The 15,675-nt window shown below is 39.0% G+C and carries 18 protein-coding genes; 7 read left to right on the top strand and 11 right to left on the bottom strand.

The annotated features are described in order from the left end of the window. The first annotated feature begins 157 nt into the window (after positions 1 to 157). From WAE64_RS16395 to WAE64_RS16405, 3 genes are all read left to right on the top strand, one after another. Positions 158 to 667 (top strand): HNH endonuclease, encoded by a 510-nt coding sequence (locus tag WAE64_RS16395; protein WP_340238412.1) that lies wholly within the window; start codon positions 158 to 160, stop codon positions 665 to 667. A 114-nt stretch (positions 668 to 781) separates the two neighbouring features. Next, positions 782 to 1,336 carry a YeeE/YedE family protein gene (locus WAE64_RS16400; RefSeq protein WP_340238414.1) on the top strand — a complete coding sequence of 185 codons (555 nt, stop codon included), beginning with the start codon at positions 782 to 784 and terminating at the stop codon, positions 1,334 to 1,336. 10 nt (positions 1,337 to 1,346) lie between these two features. After that, positions 1,347 to 1,838 (top strand): DUF6691 family protein, encoded by a 492-nt coding sequence (locus WAE64_RS16405; RefSeq protein WP_340238415.1) that lies wholly within the window; start codon positions 1,347 to 1,349, stop codon positions 1,836 to 1,838. Between the two features lie 100 nt (positions 1,839 to 1,938). On the opposite strand, the gene WAE64_RS16410 is transcribed toward WAE64_RS16405, so the two are convergent. The 3 genes from WAE64_RS16410 to WAE64_RS16420 form a co-directional block, all read right to left on the bottom strand. Further along, on the bottom strand, positions 1,939 to 2,502 hold the full coding sequence (locus WAE64_RS16410; RefSeq protein WP_340238417.1) for an NADPH-dependent FMN reductase: 564 nt from the start codon (positions 2,500 to 2,502) through the stop codon (positions 1,939 to 1,941). Between the two features lie 7 nt (positions 2,503 to 2,509). Then, positions 2,510 to 3,019, bottom strand: coding sequence for a DUF2480 family protein (locus tag WAE64_RS16415; protein ID WP_340238419.1), 510 nt, complete (start codon positions 3,017 to 3,019; stop codon positions 2,510 to 2,512). A 121-nt stretch (positions 3,020 to 3,140) separates the two neighbouring features. Then, entirely contained in the window at positions 3,141 to 3,764 is a 624-nt protein-coding gene (locus WAE64_RS16420; RefSeq protein WP_340238422.1) for a superoxide dismutase, read from the bottom strand. A 103-nt stretch (positions 3,765 to 3,867) separates the two neighbouring features. On the opposite strand from WAE64_RS16420, the gene WAE64_RS16425 reads away from it, so the two are divergent. Together WAE64_RS16425 and WAE64_RS16430 are read left to right on the top strand one after the other, a co-directional pair. Further along, positions 3,868 to 4,578, top strand: a complete 711-nt coding sequence (locus WAE64_RS16425) for a helix-turn-helix transcriptional regulator (RefSeq protein WP_340238424.1) — start codon at positions 3,868 to 3,870, stop codon at positions 4,576 to 4,578. 150 nt (positions 4,579 to 4,728) lie between these two features. Next, positions 4,729 to 5,760, top strand: coding sequence for a DUF6807 domain-containing protein (locus tag WAE64_RS16430; protein ID WP_340238426.1), 1,032 nt, complete (start codon positions 4,729 to 4,731; stop codon positions 5,758 to 5,760). A gap of 82 nt (positions 5,761 to 5,842) precedes the next feature. Here WAE64_RS16430 and WAE64_RS16435 read toward each other — a convergent pair whose 3' ends face one another. Together WAE64_RS16435 and WAE64_RS16440 are read right to left on the bottom strand one after the other, a co-directional pair. After that, the gene (locus WAE64_RS16435) at positions 5,843 to 6,850 is read right to left on the bottom strand and encodes a dipeptide epimerase (RefSeq protein WP_340238428.1); all 1,008 of its coding nucleotides are present in this window, start codon (positions 6,848 to 6,850) and stop codon (positions 5,843 to 5,845) included. Between the two features lie 270 nt (positions 6,851 to 7,120). Next, positions 7,121 to 7,828, bottom strand: coding sequence for a 2-phosphosulfolactate phosphatase (locus WAE64_RS16440; RefSeq protein WP_340238429.1), 708 nt, complete (start codon positions 7,826 to 7,828; stop codon positions 7,121 to 7,123). A 303-nt stretch (positions 7,829 to 8,131) separates the two neighbouring features. On the opposite strand from WAE64_RS16440, the gene WAE64_RS16445 reads away from it, so the two are divergent. Continuing rightward, positions 8,132 to 8,626: a dihydrofolate reductase gene (locus WAE64_RS16445; protein WP_340238430.1), complete on the top strand. Its 495-nt coding sequence runs from the start codon at positions 8,132 to 8,134 to the stop codon at positions 8,624 to 8,626. Between the two features lie 40 nt (positions 8,627 to 8,666). On the opposite strand, the gene hemB is transcribed toward WAE64_RS16445, so the two are convergent. The 6 genes from hemB to WAE64_RS16475 form a co-directional block, all read right to left on the bottom strand. Continuing rightward, entirely contained in the window at positions 8,667 to 9,638 is a 972-nt protein-coding gene (hemB, locus tag WAE64_RS16450) for a porphobilinogen synthase (RefSeq protein ID WP_340238431.1), read from the bottom strand. Between the two features lie 30 nt (positions 9,639 to 9,668). Then, positions 9,669 to 10,298 carry an LON peptidase substrate-binding domain-containing protein gene (locus tag WAE64_RS16455; protein WP_340238433.1) on the bottom strand — a complete coding sequence of 210 codons (630 nt, stop codon included), beginning with the start codon at positions 10,296 to 10,298 and terminating at the stop codon, positions 9,669 to 9,671. A 54-nt stretch (positions 10,299 to 10,352) separates the two neighbouring features. After that, positions 10,353 to 10,832, bottom strand: coding sequence for a gliding motility lipoprotein GldH (locus WAE64_RS16460; protein ID WP_340238435.1), 480 nt, complete (start codon positions 10,830 to 10,832; stop codon positions 10,353 to 10,355). A gap of 30 nt (positions 10,833 to 10,862) precedes the next feature. Next, on the bottom strand, positions 10,863 to 12,686 hold the full coding sequence (locus WAE64_RS16465) for a PSP1 domain-containing protein (protein WP_340238436.1): 1,824 nt from the start codon (positions 12,684 to 12,686) through the stop codon (positions 10,863 to 10,865). Positions 12,687 to 12,947: 261 nt separating this feature from the next. Beyond that, a complete protein-coding gene (gene purD / locus WAE64_RS16470) occupies positions 12,948 to 14,246 on the bottom strand; it encodes a phosphoribosylamine--glycine ligase (protein ID WP_340238438.1) in 1,299 nt (432 codons plus the stop codon). A gap of 89 nt (positions 14,247 to 14,335) precedes the next feature. Beyond that, positions 14,336 to 15,070 carry a hypothetical protein gene (locus tag WAE64_RS16475; RefSeq protein ID WP_340238440.1) on the bottom strand — a complete coding sequence of 245 codons (735 nt, stop codon included), beginning with the start codon at positions 15,068 to 15,070 and terminating at the stop codon, positions 14,336 to 14,338. A 114-nt stretch (positions 15,071 to 15,184) separates the two neighbouring features. On the opposite strand from WAE64_RS16475, the gene WAE64_RS16480 reads away from it, so the two are divergent. Continuing rightward, positions 15,185 to 15,631 (top strand): hypothetical protein, encoded by a 447-nt coding sequence (locus tag WAE64_RS16480; protein ID WP_340238441.1) that lies wholly within the window; start codon positions 15,185 to 15,187, stop codon positions 15,629 to 15,631. Positions 15,632 to 15,675: the final 44 nt, after the last annotated feature.

The raw sequence follows: 15,675 nt of genomic DNA on the forward strand, positions 1-15,675 counted from the left end.
TTTTAGGAGTACTCGGAGTGTCATCTGAAATGACCTTACAAAATAGAGGTTTTCGGAATAATGAAAAAACAATTTCTTAAAAAACTTAACTTGGAAATTTAAAAATTTTCAGCTATATTGCCTTGCAAATATGTAAACCGCTAATCTTAAATGTTGTATGGGCAGGAAAGTTTTAGTTTTAAATGCCGATTATAGTGCATTAAGTATTTGTACCGTTCCGAAGGCTTTTGCATTGGTGTATCTCGACAAGGCTGAGTTGGTATCTGACTCCCAGAAAGGCTACCTCCGGACGATAGACACAACTTACCCGCTCCCCTCAGTAATACGCCTCCATCGATATGTAAGTTTGCCCTTTAAAGGTGTGATGCTCAGTAGGCAGAATGTATTTAGGCGGGACGGAAACAAATGTGTTTATTGCGGAAGCCACGAAGACCTCACCCTCGACCACCTCACACCCAAATCGAAGGGAGGCAAAACAAACTGGGATAACCTCGTAACCGCTTGTCGCCGCTGCAACTCAAAAAAAGGCGACCTCTCCCCCGAAGAAGCAAAACTCTCTCTCTCTCGTAGACCTTACAAACCCTCTTTTATCATGTTTCTCCGCGATTTTGCAGGCTCTATAGAAGAGAACTGGGTGCCGTTTCTGGGTATAAAAGAGAAAGTATAAGAGGTTACGCAAATAGCCCTGAGCAGGCAAGGAATTTATTTGCTCAAACTTGTGTTAGGTAGTCTATAAGTTTAGTAGATTATTTCATAGGTTTGCATATAAATGCTTAACAACATGCTCGAATTCATCAAACAGCCTTGGCATTGGTCAATAGCCGGTGTCATTATCGGACTCTTTGTCCCTACTTTATTAATTTTAGGTAATAAGGCCTTCGGTATCTCGTCGTCGATGAGGCACATCTGTGCAGCTATTTTGCCTGCAAAAATTTCTTATTTTAAATACGATTGGAAAAAAGAAAGCTGGAATCTGGTTTTTGTAGCAGGTGTAATTATAGGTGGCTGGATAGCCGCACATCTGTTGACCAACCCTGAGCCAGTCAAAATAGCCGATAATACAAAAACTTATTTGCAATCTATCGGTATTCAGGAGTATGGTGCTCTTGTACCTACCGACTTATTCAACTGGGATAATCTTTTTACGCTTCGTGGCTTTATTTTTATTGTAGTAGGGGGCTTTCTGGTAGGCTTCGGTACACGTTATGCCGGAGGCTGTACGTCGGGTCATTCTATTATGGGTTTATCAAACCTACAGTTGCCTTCGCTTATTGCTACCATTTGTTTTATGCTTGGTGGTTTTATTGTTACATGGTTAGTTATTCCTTATTTATAATTCAAGAGTCATGAAAGAAATAAAAGATATTGATACGCTTGATTTTGAAACCCAAAGTCTGGCAGATGCTCCGGTAGAAAAAAGAACTTTTGGTAGCCTCTTAAAATACCTGATTTTAGGGATAGGCTTTGGTATTGTATTAGTAAAAGCCGAGGTAATCTCGTGGTTTCGTATTCAGGAAATGTTTCGTTTAGAATCATTTCATATGTACGGGGTTATTGGTACTGCCGTAGTTGTAGGAGCCATTTCAGTACAAATTATTAAACGCTTTAAAGTAAAAAGCCTGAGTGGTGAAACCATTAAGCTAGAACCGAAGCCTTTCAGCAAAGGTCAGATATTCGGTGGTTTAGCATTTGGCTTTGGCTGGGCACTTACCGGTGCTTGTCCGGGACCCATTTATGCACAAATTGGTACGGGCGTTACAGTGTTTATAGTAACTTTATTGAGCGCCCTGGCCGGAACATGGTTCTATGGCCTGATAAGAGAAAAACTCCCTCATTGATATCACAAAAGTAGATGATGAATAGTTTATATATAGTAAGTGACCAATAAATTAAATTATTGGGCACTTAATGTTAATCACTAAATCAGTCAATCACCAATCACTCAATTGTTATCGTTTCAATTTTCTTTTTTACAATTAATTGTATCAATAAATTGAGTTTACTCTGATACGCCGAATCTATCTGGCTCGGCTCATGCTTATCATACAGTTCACCTCTCACAATCGGCACGCTATACGGCACAGTCCAGGCTCTTAGAGCCTTAGCGATTGAATCCATAGCATTGATGCCCTGCATGGCTTGCACACCATCGGCCCAGCATACCATGCCTATTGTTTTATCTGTAAGGTAAGGTCTTGAGTTTCGTGCGCTTATCTCCAACCAATCGAGACAGTTTTTCATCACACCCGGAATACTTCCATGATACAGCGGAGCCAGCCAGATGTGCGCATCTGCTTCTGTAAACAGATGGTTCATTAGCTCTACTGCATTGGGTGTTTTGGTAAGCGTAACATCAAACAAAGGGATTCCTGAATCTGCCAGATTAAACACCCTATTTTCAATACCAATCTGATTGAGTTTATCTGTAAAATAAGCAGACACTAATCCTGACGTAGAATGAGGTCTACGTTCTAATGCACCGTTAAAAATCAGAACTTTCATAGAACTGTTATGACTTATTTCTTTTATATATCACTTTAGGCATTCCTGCTTCGCCGTACATCAATGTTTTCACAATAGGCTTGAGTTTATCTGTAACAAGCATATATAATGAAGGGTCGTGCGTACTGCTTGCCCTTACTACAACCTTCTGGTCGATAAGATGGCTAAAGTCGGCATTTATAATATTTCTTTTCCAGATTTGAAGTTTTAGCTCGTTTTCACTGCTATAGTCTGCAAAATGAGCAATGCCATGCAGTTTATCAGCAATAAGCATATAAACCCAGGTTGGAATAATAGCATCTATACTACAGCCAATTGCCACTAGCTTATTTCGGAAAGAATCCCAATCTACCGATTCAATTGATTTTCTGAACTCAACCTCTTTTATAATCATCTCCATATAGAGGTGATTTTTGATGTCGAAAAACATAACTTCCTGTTTAGGAGCAAAATCCATTAAATCAACCGTAACTATTCCCGATTTTTCAACCTTGTTTACAAAATCTGTATCTTTCATTTTTTTGTTTAAAGTAAACACTAATAAATAAAGAAGGAAATAAATTACAAGTAGAGTAGTATTCATGTTTTACTTAACAGCAAGCACATTTATTGAAATATGCTTGCTGTTTTTACTTGCGTTAAGCAATTTTCTTGAGCACTTCGCTATATTTTTCTTCTACTGCATTCCAATCGAGCACCGACCAGAAAGCATCAAGGTAATCGGCTCTTTTGTTTTGGTATTTAAGGTAATAGGCGTGTTCCCATACGTCAACCCCAAGAATCGGATAGCCACGGTTTGTCAGATTAGTATCCATTAGTGGGTTATCCTGATTAGCCGTAGAAGCAACACCGATGCTACCATTATATTTTACAAATAACCAAGCCCAGCCAGAGCCAAACTGCCCTAAACCCAATTTCTTGATTTCAGCTTTCAGGTTTTCAAGGCTACCAAAAGCTGTATTGATTGCCTCGGCTAGTGGTCCTTCCGGTGCTGTTTTAGGATTTGGAGACAAGGTTTCCCAAAACAATGAGTGATTGTAATGTCCACCGCCATTGTTGCGCACGGCTGGTGCGTGTTTGCTTATTTCTTGCAAGATACTTTCCAGTTCTTTGTTCTCTGCTTCTGTGCCTGCAAGTGCTTTGTTAAGATTATCCACATAAGCTTGGTGGTGGCGTGTGTGGTGAATTGTCATTGTCTCTTTGTCGAAATGTGGCTCCAATGCATCTACTGCATACGGTAAAGCCGGTAATGTATAATTCATAGTATGTCTATTTTTTAGTTCTGTGCAAATGTAAAATAGGTTGAACAATAAAACAAGTAAAAACTTGTTTTATTGTTTGTTGAATAAAACGAGAAATAAGCAAATGAATAGCTTTTACGAGTTATTTATAAAGAAATATTATATTTGCATAAATAATAAAACAAGTAAGTTTTGTCTAATGGGCAAGTCGGTTATAGATAGAATATTGATTTTTCTTAAAATGAGAGGCGAAGCAACTGCTTCTCTTGTGGCACACGAATTATCAATTACAAAAGAGGGTGCACGTTTACATTTATTGAAACTCTTGGAGCAGGGTTTAGTAATAAGCGTTTCTAAAAGCGAAGGAGTAGGGCGGCCTACGGCTTATTATGCTTTAAGTGAACAAGGGCTTGCTAAGTTTCCGGATACGCACGCCGATGTTACGGTGCAATTACTTAAATCAATAAAAAATTTGCTTGGCGAAAATGCCCTCGACTTATTGATTCATGATAGAGAAAAGCAGACATATCAACGTTATGCTGATGCGCTAGAAGGCAAAAACAAAATTGAAGAAAGGCTGGAAACAATCAGCAAAGTTCGGTCGGAAGAGGGGTATATGGCAGAATGGAAAGCCGAAAACGGAACGTATCTGCTGATAGAAAACCATTGTCCGATTTGTGCCGCAGCCACAGAATGCCAAGGGTTTTGTAGAGCCGAACTCAAGAATTTCCGACAGTTGATTGGCGAAAAATATGAAGTAGAAAGAGTGCAACATATCATAACAGATGGGCAGCGTTGTGTATACCAGATAAAGGAGGTTTCGGCCAAAAATTAAATCTGTCGGTATGTAGTTGATACAAAAAAGACCTCTTAATCAGGTTTAAAGTCAAAAAAATATAATAAAAAGCTAATATATCGGTAGAGAGGTATTGAAATGATGCTTTAATTTGCTTAATCATTTTCAATCCGAATAGAGAACATACTCATGAAAAAATTATTTCTGTTATTATTGTTGAGTCCTGCGATACTTTTCGCACAAACCAAAGAGGTTAAGTTGGTACGAGACGATGCCAATAAAAAGGTAAACGTGCTGATAGATGGCAAACCTTTTACTTCTTATTTTTACCCTGGCCCAGATGTATTAAAAAAAGCGGTTTTATACCCTGTGCAAACGCCTAAAGGAACGATTATCACGCGTGGATGGCCAATAGACCCACGTCCGGGCGAAAGAGTTGACCACCCGCACCATGTAGGTATCTGGTTAAATTATGAAGATGTAAACGGACACGATTTCTGGAATAACTCAAACACGCCGCCAAGTGCTAAAGGAACTTACGGTACTATTGTGCATACAGGTATTAAATCAATAAAATCGGGTAAAAACAAAGGCACACTTGTAGTAACAGCCGATTGGCTTGATAAAGAAGGCAAATTGATGCTGACTGAAGAAACAACATACACGTTTCAGGGAACTGCCAACCAAAGTATTGTAGACAGAACCACTACCCTTAAAGCCGCAGATAAAGAAGTGGTATTTAAGGATGTAAAAGATGGCTTATTTGCTATTCGTCTGGCTCGCCAACTAGAGCACCCTTCAACCAAAGCTGAGATATTTACCGATGCAAGTGGTGTTGCTACTAAAGTACCTAGTTTAGATAATACGGGTATCACAGGTAGCTATCGTAACAAAGAAGGTATTGAAGGAGAAGACACTTGGGCAAAACGCTCTGACTGGATTAACCTAAGAGGCCAAATGGGTGACGAGAAAATCTCGGTAGCGATTATTGACCATCCTAAAAACCCGGGGTATCCTGCATACTGGCACTCACGTGGTTATGGTTTGTTCTCGGTGAACCCATTAGGCCAAAAAGTATTTTCTAATGGTAAAGAAACCTTAAACCTTACGCTAGCACCTAAGCAATCAACTACTTTCCGTTACCGTGTAGTAGTAACATCAGGTGAAGTTTCAGATGCTGAAATGAATAAATTGACTGCTGATTTTGGTAAGTCAAAATAATCAAATCAGACAGATATAAATAAAAACGGTACTCTCAGATAAGCTAAGAGTACCGTTTTTATTTATACAAGAATATAAAATACTACAACAAAGCCCCAGTACCATTTACATTCGGGAAGATAGGCTTGCCTTTATCAAGATAAACGCCTGTTGCAGGGTCGTTAGAGATAAGAATAGAGCCATCCATATCTACGTAGTCTAGCAATGGCAGCAATTGCCCAATGGCTGAAATACCAATGCTGGTTTCGGTCATGCAACCACACATTACTTTCATGCCCAGGCTTCTGGCTTCGGCAATCATTCGGCGGGCAGGCGTAATACCGCCGCACTTAGCCAGTTTTACGTTTACGCCGTGGAATCGTCCGTGGCATTTTTTTACATCTTCTTCAATAATGCAACTTTCATCGGCAATTAAAGGCAATACCGAGTGTTTCATTACTTCTTCCATTGCAGCATAAGCACCTTTTTCCATCGGTTGCTCAATAAATTCAACATTTAGTTTGCTAAATTCAAGGGCGTTTTTGATGGTTTCTTCAACACCCCACGCACAGTTGGCATCAACCCTGAAAACCGCATCGGTATGCTTGCGCAACTCTTTTACAATTTCCACATCATGGTCGGTACCCAATTTGATTTTATAAATCGGGAAATCAAATTCCTGCATTTTTGATACCATTTTTTCGATAGTATCAATGCCGATTGTATAATTAGAATATGGAATATTATCGAGCGTAAGTCCCCACAATTTATAGAGTGGTTGGCCCTGTTTTTTACCCCACAAATCCCACGCAGCCATATCTAAAGCACAATGCGCAAAAGGATTTTCTTTCAGATATGGGTACATCAATGCCCAGAAATCTTCAGGGTTTTGCAGGTCATAGTTTTCAATCAATGATTGATACTCGGCTAATTTATCTCTCATGCCCTCGGCTGTTACACCATAATAGGGAATAGGTGTGGCTTCGCCATAGCCGCTATGCTCGCCGTCTTGTAATTCTACAATAAAGGCATCAATATCATCGCGCGAGCCGTGTGCAATGGTAAATGTATGCCGCATTTGCAGCTTAAGAATATGGAATTTAAGTTTCATTGATGAGGGATATTTATTGAGTGATTGTGCGAATGTATAATTTAGTGAATAAGCATTTACTGCATGGCGATTAGGGCTTACCTACTAAGAGTATGTTTAAATTTTGTCAATCTGACCGAGAAGTAAAGATTTTTTGACTCTACAAGGCGCCATTTTTTCGATGTAGCCAGCAGCTACATCGAAAAAATGCAACGCAGTATAGTTAAAAAAGATTACTTCGGAGGTCGATTTATAAATTTTAAACATGCTCTAAACATTCATTAATCAAATCTACAAATTTACAAGTTCATTACCACGCAAAATAGGCACAACATCGTAAAGGTCTTTTTGCAGACAATAAGCAATGTCTTTATGAATGCCCAGATTTTGCAAACGGCGGATATGTGATGAATTGGCCAGATAACCAATTAAATCGTCTTTTGCTTGTTGGTATAAACGTAAAGACATAATGGCGCTGTCTTCGGCCACAAAATATTCGTCTTGCAAGGCATCAATCAAAGCACCTGCAAATAAAGTGTCTTCAATATTTACACGGCCTTTCCAACCTGCGCATAGTACAACCACATCGTAAGGTTGTGTTTTCAGGTAATTAACTATGGCATTTAGGTTCAAAAACGCTCCGGCTAATACTTTTACAGCCGATGCCTTGGCTTTGGTAATAGAATAAGTGCCATTGGTGGTTGTCATGGCAATTTTTTCGCCAATCAACCTTTCACTCATATAGCTAAACGGCGAATTGTCTAATTCAAAACCATCTACTTTTTTTGCATTTCTTTCTGCAGCAGCAATATAGCCCATTTCCTGTAGTTTTTTGCATTCTTCTACGGTTTCAACAGGAATAATGCTTTTTACGCCATAAGCAAAGCCTGTTACCATACACGAAGTAGCACGGAAAATATCTGCTATAATTACTATTGAATTGTCGATACTATGGAGATGTAATAAATCGGGAGTGAGGCAAACGTCAATATTTTTCATTAAAATGATTAAGAAAAGAGGCTATATCAAAAAAAATCATCCAAATTTTGTTTATCAATATAATCACCCCACACCCTAAATCCCTCCGCAGCGGCGGCCGCTCCCCAACAGTAGGGAGAGGGACTTTTACCCCCTTCCCCACTGTTGGGGAAGGGTTGGGGATGGGGTTTTATGAAATACTATTTGATACAAAAGACTTTTGAGATAGCTTCTACTTTGTGACTAAATTTTGCTACAAATATGCCAAAAAATGCTGTAAAACCCTATTAAAAACACTAAATTGCGACCATAAAAAACAGTAGAATGATTTCGATAATAGTGGCAGTAGCCGAAAATGGTGTTATAGGAAAAGACAATCAATTACTCTGGAGACTTTCGGATGATTTAAAGCAATTTAAGGCTCTTACGAGCGGCCACGCCGTAATAATGGGTAGAAAAACATTTGATTCTATTGGTAAACCTTTGCCCAATAGAACCAATATTGTGATTACAAGACAAAGTAAGGTTTCGGATGACACAACAGTATTAGTGGCCGATTCGATTGAAAGAGCTATTGAAATGGCTAAAGAACAAAAAGGAAACGACGAGATTTTTATTATCGGTGGCGGAAATATCTATGAACAATCGTTGCCGATAACAGATAAAGTTTATCTGACAGAAGTAAAAACTACAATTGATGGAGATACGTATTTTCCGGCTTTGAGTAAGGATGAATGGGAAGAGATAAGCCGCAAGCCGTATCAGAAAAACGAGAAGAATGAGTATGATTTTGATGTGGTTGAACTCATAAGAAAATAAAAGAATAAAGCCTGACCTCGAGAGTCAGGCTTTATTCTTTCTATGCCTTTAATTGCGCAAATTCTTTGGCAAAATAAGTGAGTATAATATTTGCCCCTGCACGCTTCATACTTATAAGCATCTCGTACATTGCTTTTTGTCCATCAATCCAGCCGTTTTGTGAAGCGGCTTTTATCATGGCATATTCACCCGATACGTTATAGGCTGCTATTGGTAATGGAAAATTCTCTGACAAGGTTTTAATAACATCAAGGTAAGAGAAAGCAGGTTTCACCATCAGAAAATCAGCTCCTTCATCCATATCCAATTGTCCTTCTATAATTGCCTCACGCACATTGGCCGGATTCATCTGATACGTTTTTTTATCACCAAATTTTGGTGCCGAATCTAATGCATCACGGAAAGGTCCATAAAACGCACTTGCATACTTAGCCGAATAAGACATAATGCTTATGTTGGTAAAGCCTTCGCCATCAAGCAACTCACGGATATACCCCACACGGCCATCCATCATATCTGATGGCCCTAGAATATCGGCTCCGGCACGGGCTTGAGCTAGTGCCATTTTTCCTAATACTTCAAGGGTTTCATCGTTCAGAATCTGGCCATTTTCTACAATACCATCGTGACCGTCGCTGCTATATGGGTCAAGAGCGATGTCGGTCATAAGAGCTAAATCAGGAAATTTATTTTTTATTTCACTTAGTGCCTTCAAATAAAGCGTATCGGCATTGTAGCTTTCAGTTGCATATTTATCCTTTTTTGATTCAGGATAATTCGGAAACAAGCAGATTGATTTTATACCTAAATCAGTTACCTCTTTTAGTTCTTCTAAAAGTGTATCTAAAGAGAATCGGTAAATATTAGGCATCGATTTAATTTCACTCTTGATGTTGCTACCTTCCATCACAAACATCGGAAATATAAAGTCGTTGACCGAAAGCGTAGTTTCCTGTACCAAATCTCTGATAGCTGCGCTTTTGCGGTTTCTTCGTGGGCGGTGAATAAGCATTTTGTATATATGGTATATTCTTGTAAAAAATTAAAAATTTAAGGCATCAAATTCCTTAAAATGGCCGTTCATTGCGATACGGTCTTTGGTTCGTTCTACTTCCGAAACAATCGGTAAAATTCTTTCGAGGTGCTTAATCAATATTATTTGTCGTTGGGCTTCAGAGGCAACTGTCAATAATTCATATTCTTCATTAACCGAAAGTCCAATCTTATGCACTATTCTATAGCTGAATGGCTGATACTCGGGCTTATTGTAGTCTACTTTTATTTTTAGCAGGGTATAGAGCCTATCTACCAAACTCAATAAGAACGGATTCACTGTTTCGCTTAAATCTTCGCTCTCCAGAAATTCTACCTCACCACCTGCATAAAGTTTATTTTCTATAGGATTCTGAAAATCGGTAATCCTGAAAATTCTAAGTCCTTTCGTCTTAATATCCATTCTTCCATCGCCATAGCGTTTCGAAAGCTGAGTAATGTGTACCTCTGTGCCATAGCCGGCTAGTTTGTTATTCACAAAGGTAGGAATACCAAAAGTTGTCTGATTTTCGAGGCATTCGTTAATCAGTTCTTTGTAACGGGGCTCAAAGATATGGAGATTCAGGTCTTCGTGAGGAAAGACTACCAGGTTTAACGGAAAAAGAGGCAAAAAACTCATATAAAGCCCAGTTTTGGTATATCAGGATATAAAATGATAACCCAAATTTTGGGATTATTGTTTCGGTGGGAGAGGTTTTTCAACACTCAACCCAATTGACATAACAAACGGCAAAGGGTCTTGGCGCATATATTGCTGAAACTTGATAGTGTATTTTCCTTTTTTGGGGAATCTATAAGCCCGGCTCGAAATAACTTTGCTGTCATAAATATCACCTAAACCTTTACCCTTTGGTTTGCCCGTTTTAGGCTCAAACAAAATAACCTGTTCAAGACGCTTGTTGATAAGCTTGTTATCTGGCCCATAAATAAAACGGGTCATGTACAGGTTATTGTAAGGGTACTGCGAGGCGTTTCTTACCAAAACATAAATATCATAAGGGATGGTTTCGTCGGCCACCTCAAAGGTAAACGACGGAACATCTTTTATATACCAGTTCGTATCTTTAAAATCTATAAAATGTTTATAGATAGCGTTGCTGTCGCAGGCAAGAACGGTGAAACAAAGTAAGAAGCCTATAATAAGGTTTTTCATTAATCAATTAAATTTTCAAATTCAATCCTATCAGCTTGGCTGATTCGGATTGTTGTTTTTATTATTAGGTTGAGGATTATTTTTAGGCTGGTTTCCCTGAGTCCCTTTATTTCCTCCCTGATTATTTTGTTTATTAGGCTTATTGCCCTGATTGTTCTGGTTGCCTCCCTGATTATTCTGCGGCTTGTTCTGATTAGCCCCTTGGTTGTTCGGATTCCCCTTTTGATTATTTGAGTTTCCGCCTTGGTTATTAGGGTTTCCTCCCTGATTATTCTGCGGTTTTGGCCCTTGGTTATTAGGGTTATTCTGCTGTTTATTCGGGTTGCCTTGTTGTTGCTTGTTAGGGTTTCCGCCTTGGTTATTAGGGTTATTCTGCGGTTTGTTCTGGTTTCCTCCCTGATTATTCTGCGGTTTTGGCCCTTGGTTATTAGGGTTATTCTGTTGCTGTTTGTTAGGGTTTCCTCCCTGATTGTTTTGTTGAGGTTTGTTCCCCTGATTATTCGGGTTGTTGTTCTGCTGCTTGTTAGGGTTTCCGCCTTGGTTCGGATTACCTCCTTGCTTAGCTTGTTGCGGATTTTGCCCCTGATTGTTTTTATTCTGCCCCTGATTTCCCTGTTTTTGTCCAGAATTTTGGTTGTTCTGGTTAGGATTAGCAGGTTTTTGGTTATTGTTTTGCGCTTTAGCCTCTGATTTCTGGTCTTTATGAGACGATTGTTGCGGCTTTTTACCTTTATCAGTATATTTTTTGTCCAGACGGTCAAGGTCTGAATTTCTCGGTGAGGCTTTATCTGTTACAAGCGTATCAGCCAGATTCAAATCATCAAGCGAATTAGGCGTAATGCCTCTTTCGTTCATCTTCATGATTTCTACTACCTTATGAATCGGTAGCGAATGCCAGTTGATATCGTTGTTGTAGCTAAACCACATGATACGGCGGAAGATGTCAGTTTTTTGTAAAACTGCAATACCTTTTTCGGTTTTAAGTGGTTTTTCTACGGTCGGAATATCGCTCAGGGCATCCAGATACGTTTCTAATTCGTAGTTAAGGCAGCATTTCAAACGCCCGCATTGGCCTGAAAGTTTAGCCGGATTCAGCGAAAGATTCTGGTAACGAGCCGCAGAAGTTGGAATGGCTCTGAAATCTGTCAACCATGTAGAGCAGCATAATTCACGGCCGCAAGACCCAATACCACCCACACGGGCAGCCTCTTGGCGTAAGCTGATTTGCTTCATTTCTACCCGAATTTTAAATTCGGCAGCCAGCAATTTAATTAGTTCACGAAAATCGACACGGTCGTCGGCCGAGTAGTAAAAAGTAGCCTTAGTGTTATCTGACTGAAACTCTACATCAGAAACTTTCATTTGTAGTTTCAGTTCTTTGGCAATTTCACGTACCCGATACATGGTTGGTAGGTCACGGGTAATAGCTTGTTGGTGTTTTTCAAGGTCTTTTTCTTGTGCTACACGTATTACTTTCTTGATAGTGTCGTCGTCCTGAATTCCCTTTTTTATCATCTGTAAACGAACTAGTTCACCTTGCAACGAAACACTACCAATATGAAAACCCGTTTGCATTTCGCAAAGTACAAAGTCGCCTGTGTAAAGTTCAAGGTTATTGGTATTTCTGAAATACTCTTTTCTACCTCCTTTAAACTTTACTTCTACCATATTATAACGCATACTCATTGGTACTTCCATGTTCGAAAGCCAATCGTACGCATTCATTTTATTACATCCACCTGTTGAGCAGCCGCCCGAAGAGCAACCTGCCACAGTTTTATGATTCGATTTTTCGGTTCTGTCTAAGGCTTTTACTGCTCCACAGCCACCCGATGAACATTGTCCACAGCCCATATCCTCTGTATATATAGTTTATAGTTGGTTAAAGAATGAGGCGAAAATAAATGAGTGATTTAGCGATTAAACAGCCGCTGTGCGGTGAATAAATCTTGTAGTACTAATTCAAATCAGTGTTTTCAAACATCATTATGTATTTATACAGATACAGGCAAAAAGTGAAAATTGTTATATTCTTAAGGTATCAAAAGAATCTATTTTTTGTTATCAGGCTATGCTTTTGTATAATCAAGGCTATAGATAAATATCTAAAATAGCTTATTTTTCTTCTTTCAAATACTTTAAAAGGTCTTTGCCTATATCTTTTCTGTAATATTTGCCGTCAAATATAATATTTTTTGCTAATCGTTGTGATTTCTGACGGGCAGAATTTAAAGTGCGGGCCATTGCTACAGAAACAATCACACGTCCACCATTGGTAATTACTGTATTATTGTCGGTCAGTTTTGTACCGGCATGAAAAATAATTGTGTCTTTTTCGGCTTCCGGTATTTGCATTAAATCACCTTTTCGGTAGTCTTCAGGGTAGCCCTTTGCTACAGCTACAGTAGCAATTGCTGCCTTCGGATTCACCGAAAGCTTGATTTTATCCAACTTGCCTTCGGCAGTTGCTTTCATGAGCTTCACCATGTCGGTCTTTATTCTTGGTAAAACTACTTCTGTTTCTGGGTCTCCCATACGTGCATTGTATTCAATCACATAAGGTTCGCCTTGCATATTCATTAGTCCAACGAAAATAAAGCCTACATATTTGATTCCCTCGGCCTGTAAGCCGGCCAAAGTAGGTTTTACTACTCTTTCTTCTACTTTTTGCAAAAAGGCTGCATCGGCAAATGGCACCGGAGACACCGCACCCATACCGCCTGTGTTTAAACCTTTATCGCCCTCGCCTATGCGTTTGTAATCTTTGGCTTCGGGTAAAATTTTATAGTTTTTGCCATCAGAAAGCACAAATACAGATAATTCAATTCCGCTAAGGTATTGTTCTATCAGTACTTTGCTACTTGCATCGCCAAATTTGGCTTCTGCCAGCATTTCGTGCAGGCTTTGTTGTGCTTCTTTAAGTGTTTCGGCAATAATTACGCCTTTACCTGCGGCCAGGCCATCGGCTTTTAGTACAATTGGTAAAGATTGTTTTTCCAAATAGGCCAATCCTTCGGCAAGGGTATCTTTTGTAAATGTTTCAGAGGCTGCCGTCGGAATTCCGTATTTCTGCATGAAAGACTTCGAGAAATCTTTACTGCCCTCTAGTTGAGCACCAGCGGCATCGGGGCCAACAATTTTGATTTTCTTGAGGCTTTTGTCTTTCCTGAAGAAATCTACAATACCATTTACAAGTGGGTCTTCAGGACCAACAATGATCATTTCTATATTGTGCTCTTTCACAGCCTGCGCAATTCCTGTAAAATCGTTTACTGCAATTGGCAAATTGGTAGCTATGGCAGCAGTACCAGCATTGCCAGGCGCAACAAATAATTGCGTGCAGTTTTTAGATTGAGAAATTTTCCAGGCAAATGTGTGCTCACGACCACCAGAGCCAATAATCAAAATGTTCATTTAGTCTAAAATTTGAGTTTCAAAGACGCAAAGGTCGGAAGTTTTTTGGAAAAGAAAAGAGTGCATACAGAAAATGCTTGCATTAAAGGCTAAAATTCGAAAACATTGTCTTGTTTTACTCTCTCAATTGTATGCAAAACAGCTTGCTTGCCTCTGAATGCAATTTTTTTTGAAATAACCGAGGCCGAAGTAAAATAAGCTAATTTGGTATGAAGCTCGCCCTGACCGAAAAACTCTTTTTCGGTTTTGAGGCTTTCGAGTGGGAGCGGTTTTTTTGAGAAAAAGAATAATTCGCTGCTGTAAGCTCTGTAACGTTGGGCGCTGTCTTGTGTTGCAACAAAGCGGTAGTCGAGCATTAGGGCCAAGCCTTCGTCAAACCAGGTTGGTATTTTTGTTTTAGTTTTCCACCAGCCCAATCGGCTCATTAGTTCATCGTGCGACATCTCGTGGGCAATTACATCGGCATTCAGCCCATCTTTATTTAAAACAATCCATGAGCCAATAGGAGTACCAATGGTGCAACCGGCACCTTCTGAACTGCGGCAATATTGCCTGTATTTTTCTAAATCATCACAAAAAATAATTGTAGCTTCGCCTTGTTGTGTACCCCAAAAACTTTCTATGCGTTTTTTAGCTATTTTAATATAATTTTTTAGTGAGTCTTGCTGTTGTAAAGTAGAAGTTGTAGCAGCATATACATTGGGTTGTATACTTACAAAAGTGTCGTACTGCACCAAAGAACAACGCAATACCTGCGGAAAAACCGAGATAAAAAGCAGAAAAACAAAAAAAAGAATGATGATTATAGGTTTGAGAAATTTCATTATTCTTCTAACATCTTATCACGAATTGAAAGTTCGCTTCATAACATTTATGTTATTAAAAGATTATAACGTAATTTTGACAAAAATTTTTACTAACATAACGACTTAAAATATATGTACCCGATTATCCAACCGATTCACTCATACCTTGCATATCTTACTTTATTTTTGTTGGCTTTTGCTACAATTAATGGTATAATGGGCAATAGTAGCCAGAAAGCTTTTGAAGAAAAAGACCTCAGAATCAATAAATTTGCCCTGATAGCTACACATACTATGTTCCTGTTAGGAATCATCTTGTTATTTATTTCACCTATCACTCAAACGGCTTTCGGAGATATGAAAGCTACAATGAAAGATGCCACTTTGCGCAAATATGCTGTTGAGCATCCTACCGTAAACCTTATAGCTGTTGTTTTAGTAACTATTGGTAATGCACGTGTGAAACGTGCTGTAGGTAATGGAAAGAAATACAAGCAAACCATGATTTTCTTTGGTTTAGCTTTAGTCTTGATTTTGAGCCGTATTCCATGGAGTGCTTGGATTGGATTAGGTGAGTAATAACAAATGAAATCTGTTATTAAGTGAGTAGGATATTTATATCC

Source organism: Emticicia soli (assembly GCF_037860775.1).
GTDB classification, from domain to species: Bacteria; Bacteroidota; Bacteroidia; order Cytophagales; family Spirosomataceae; genus Emticicia; species Emticicia soli.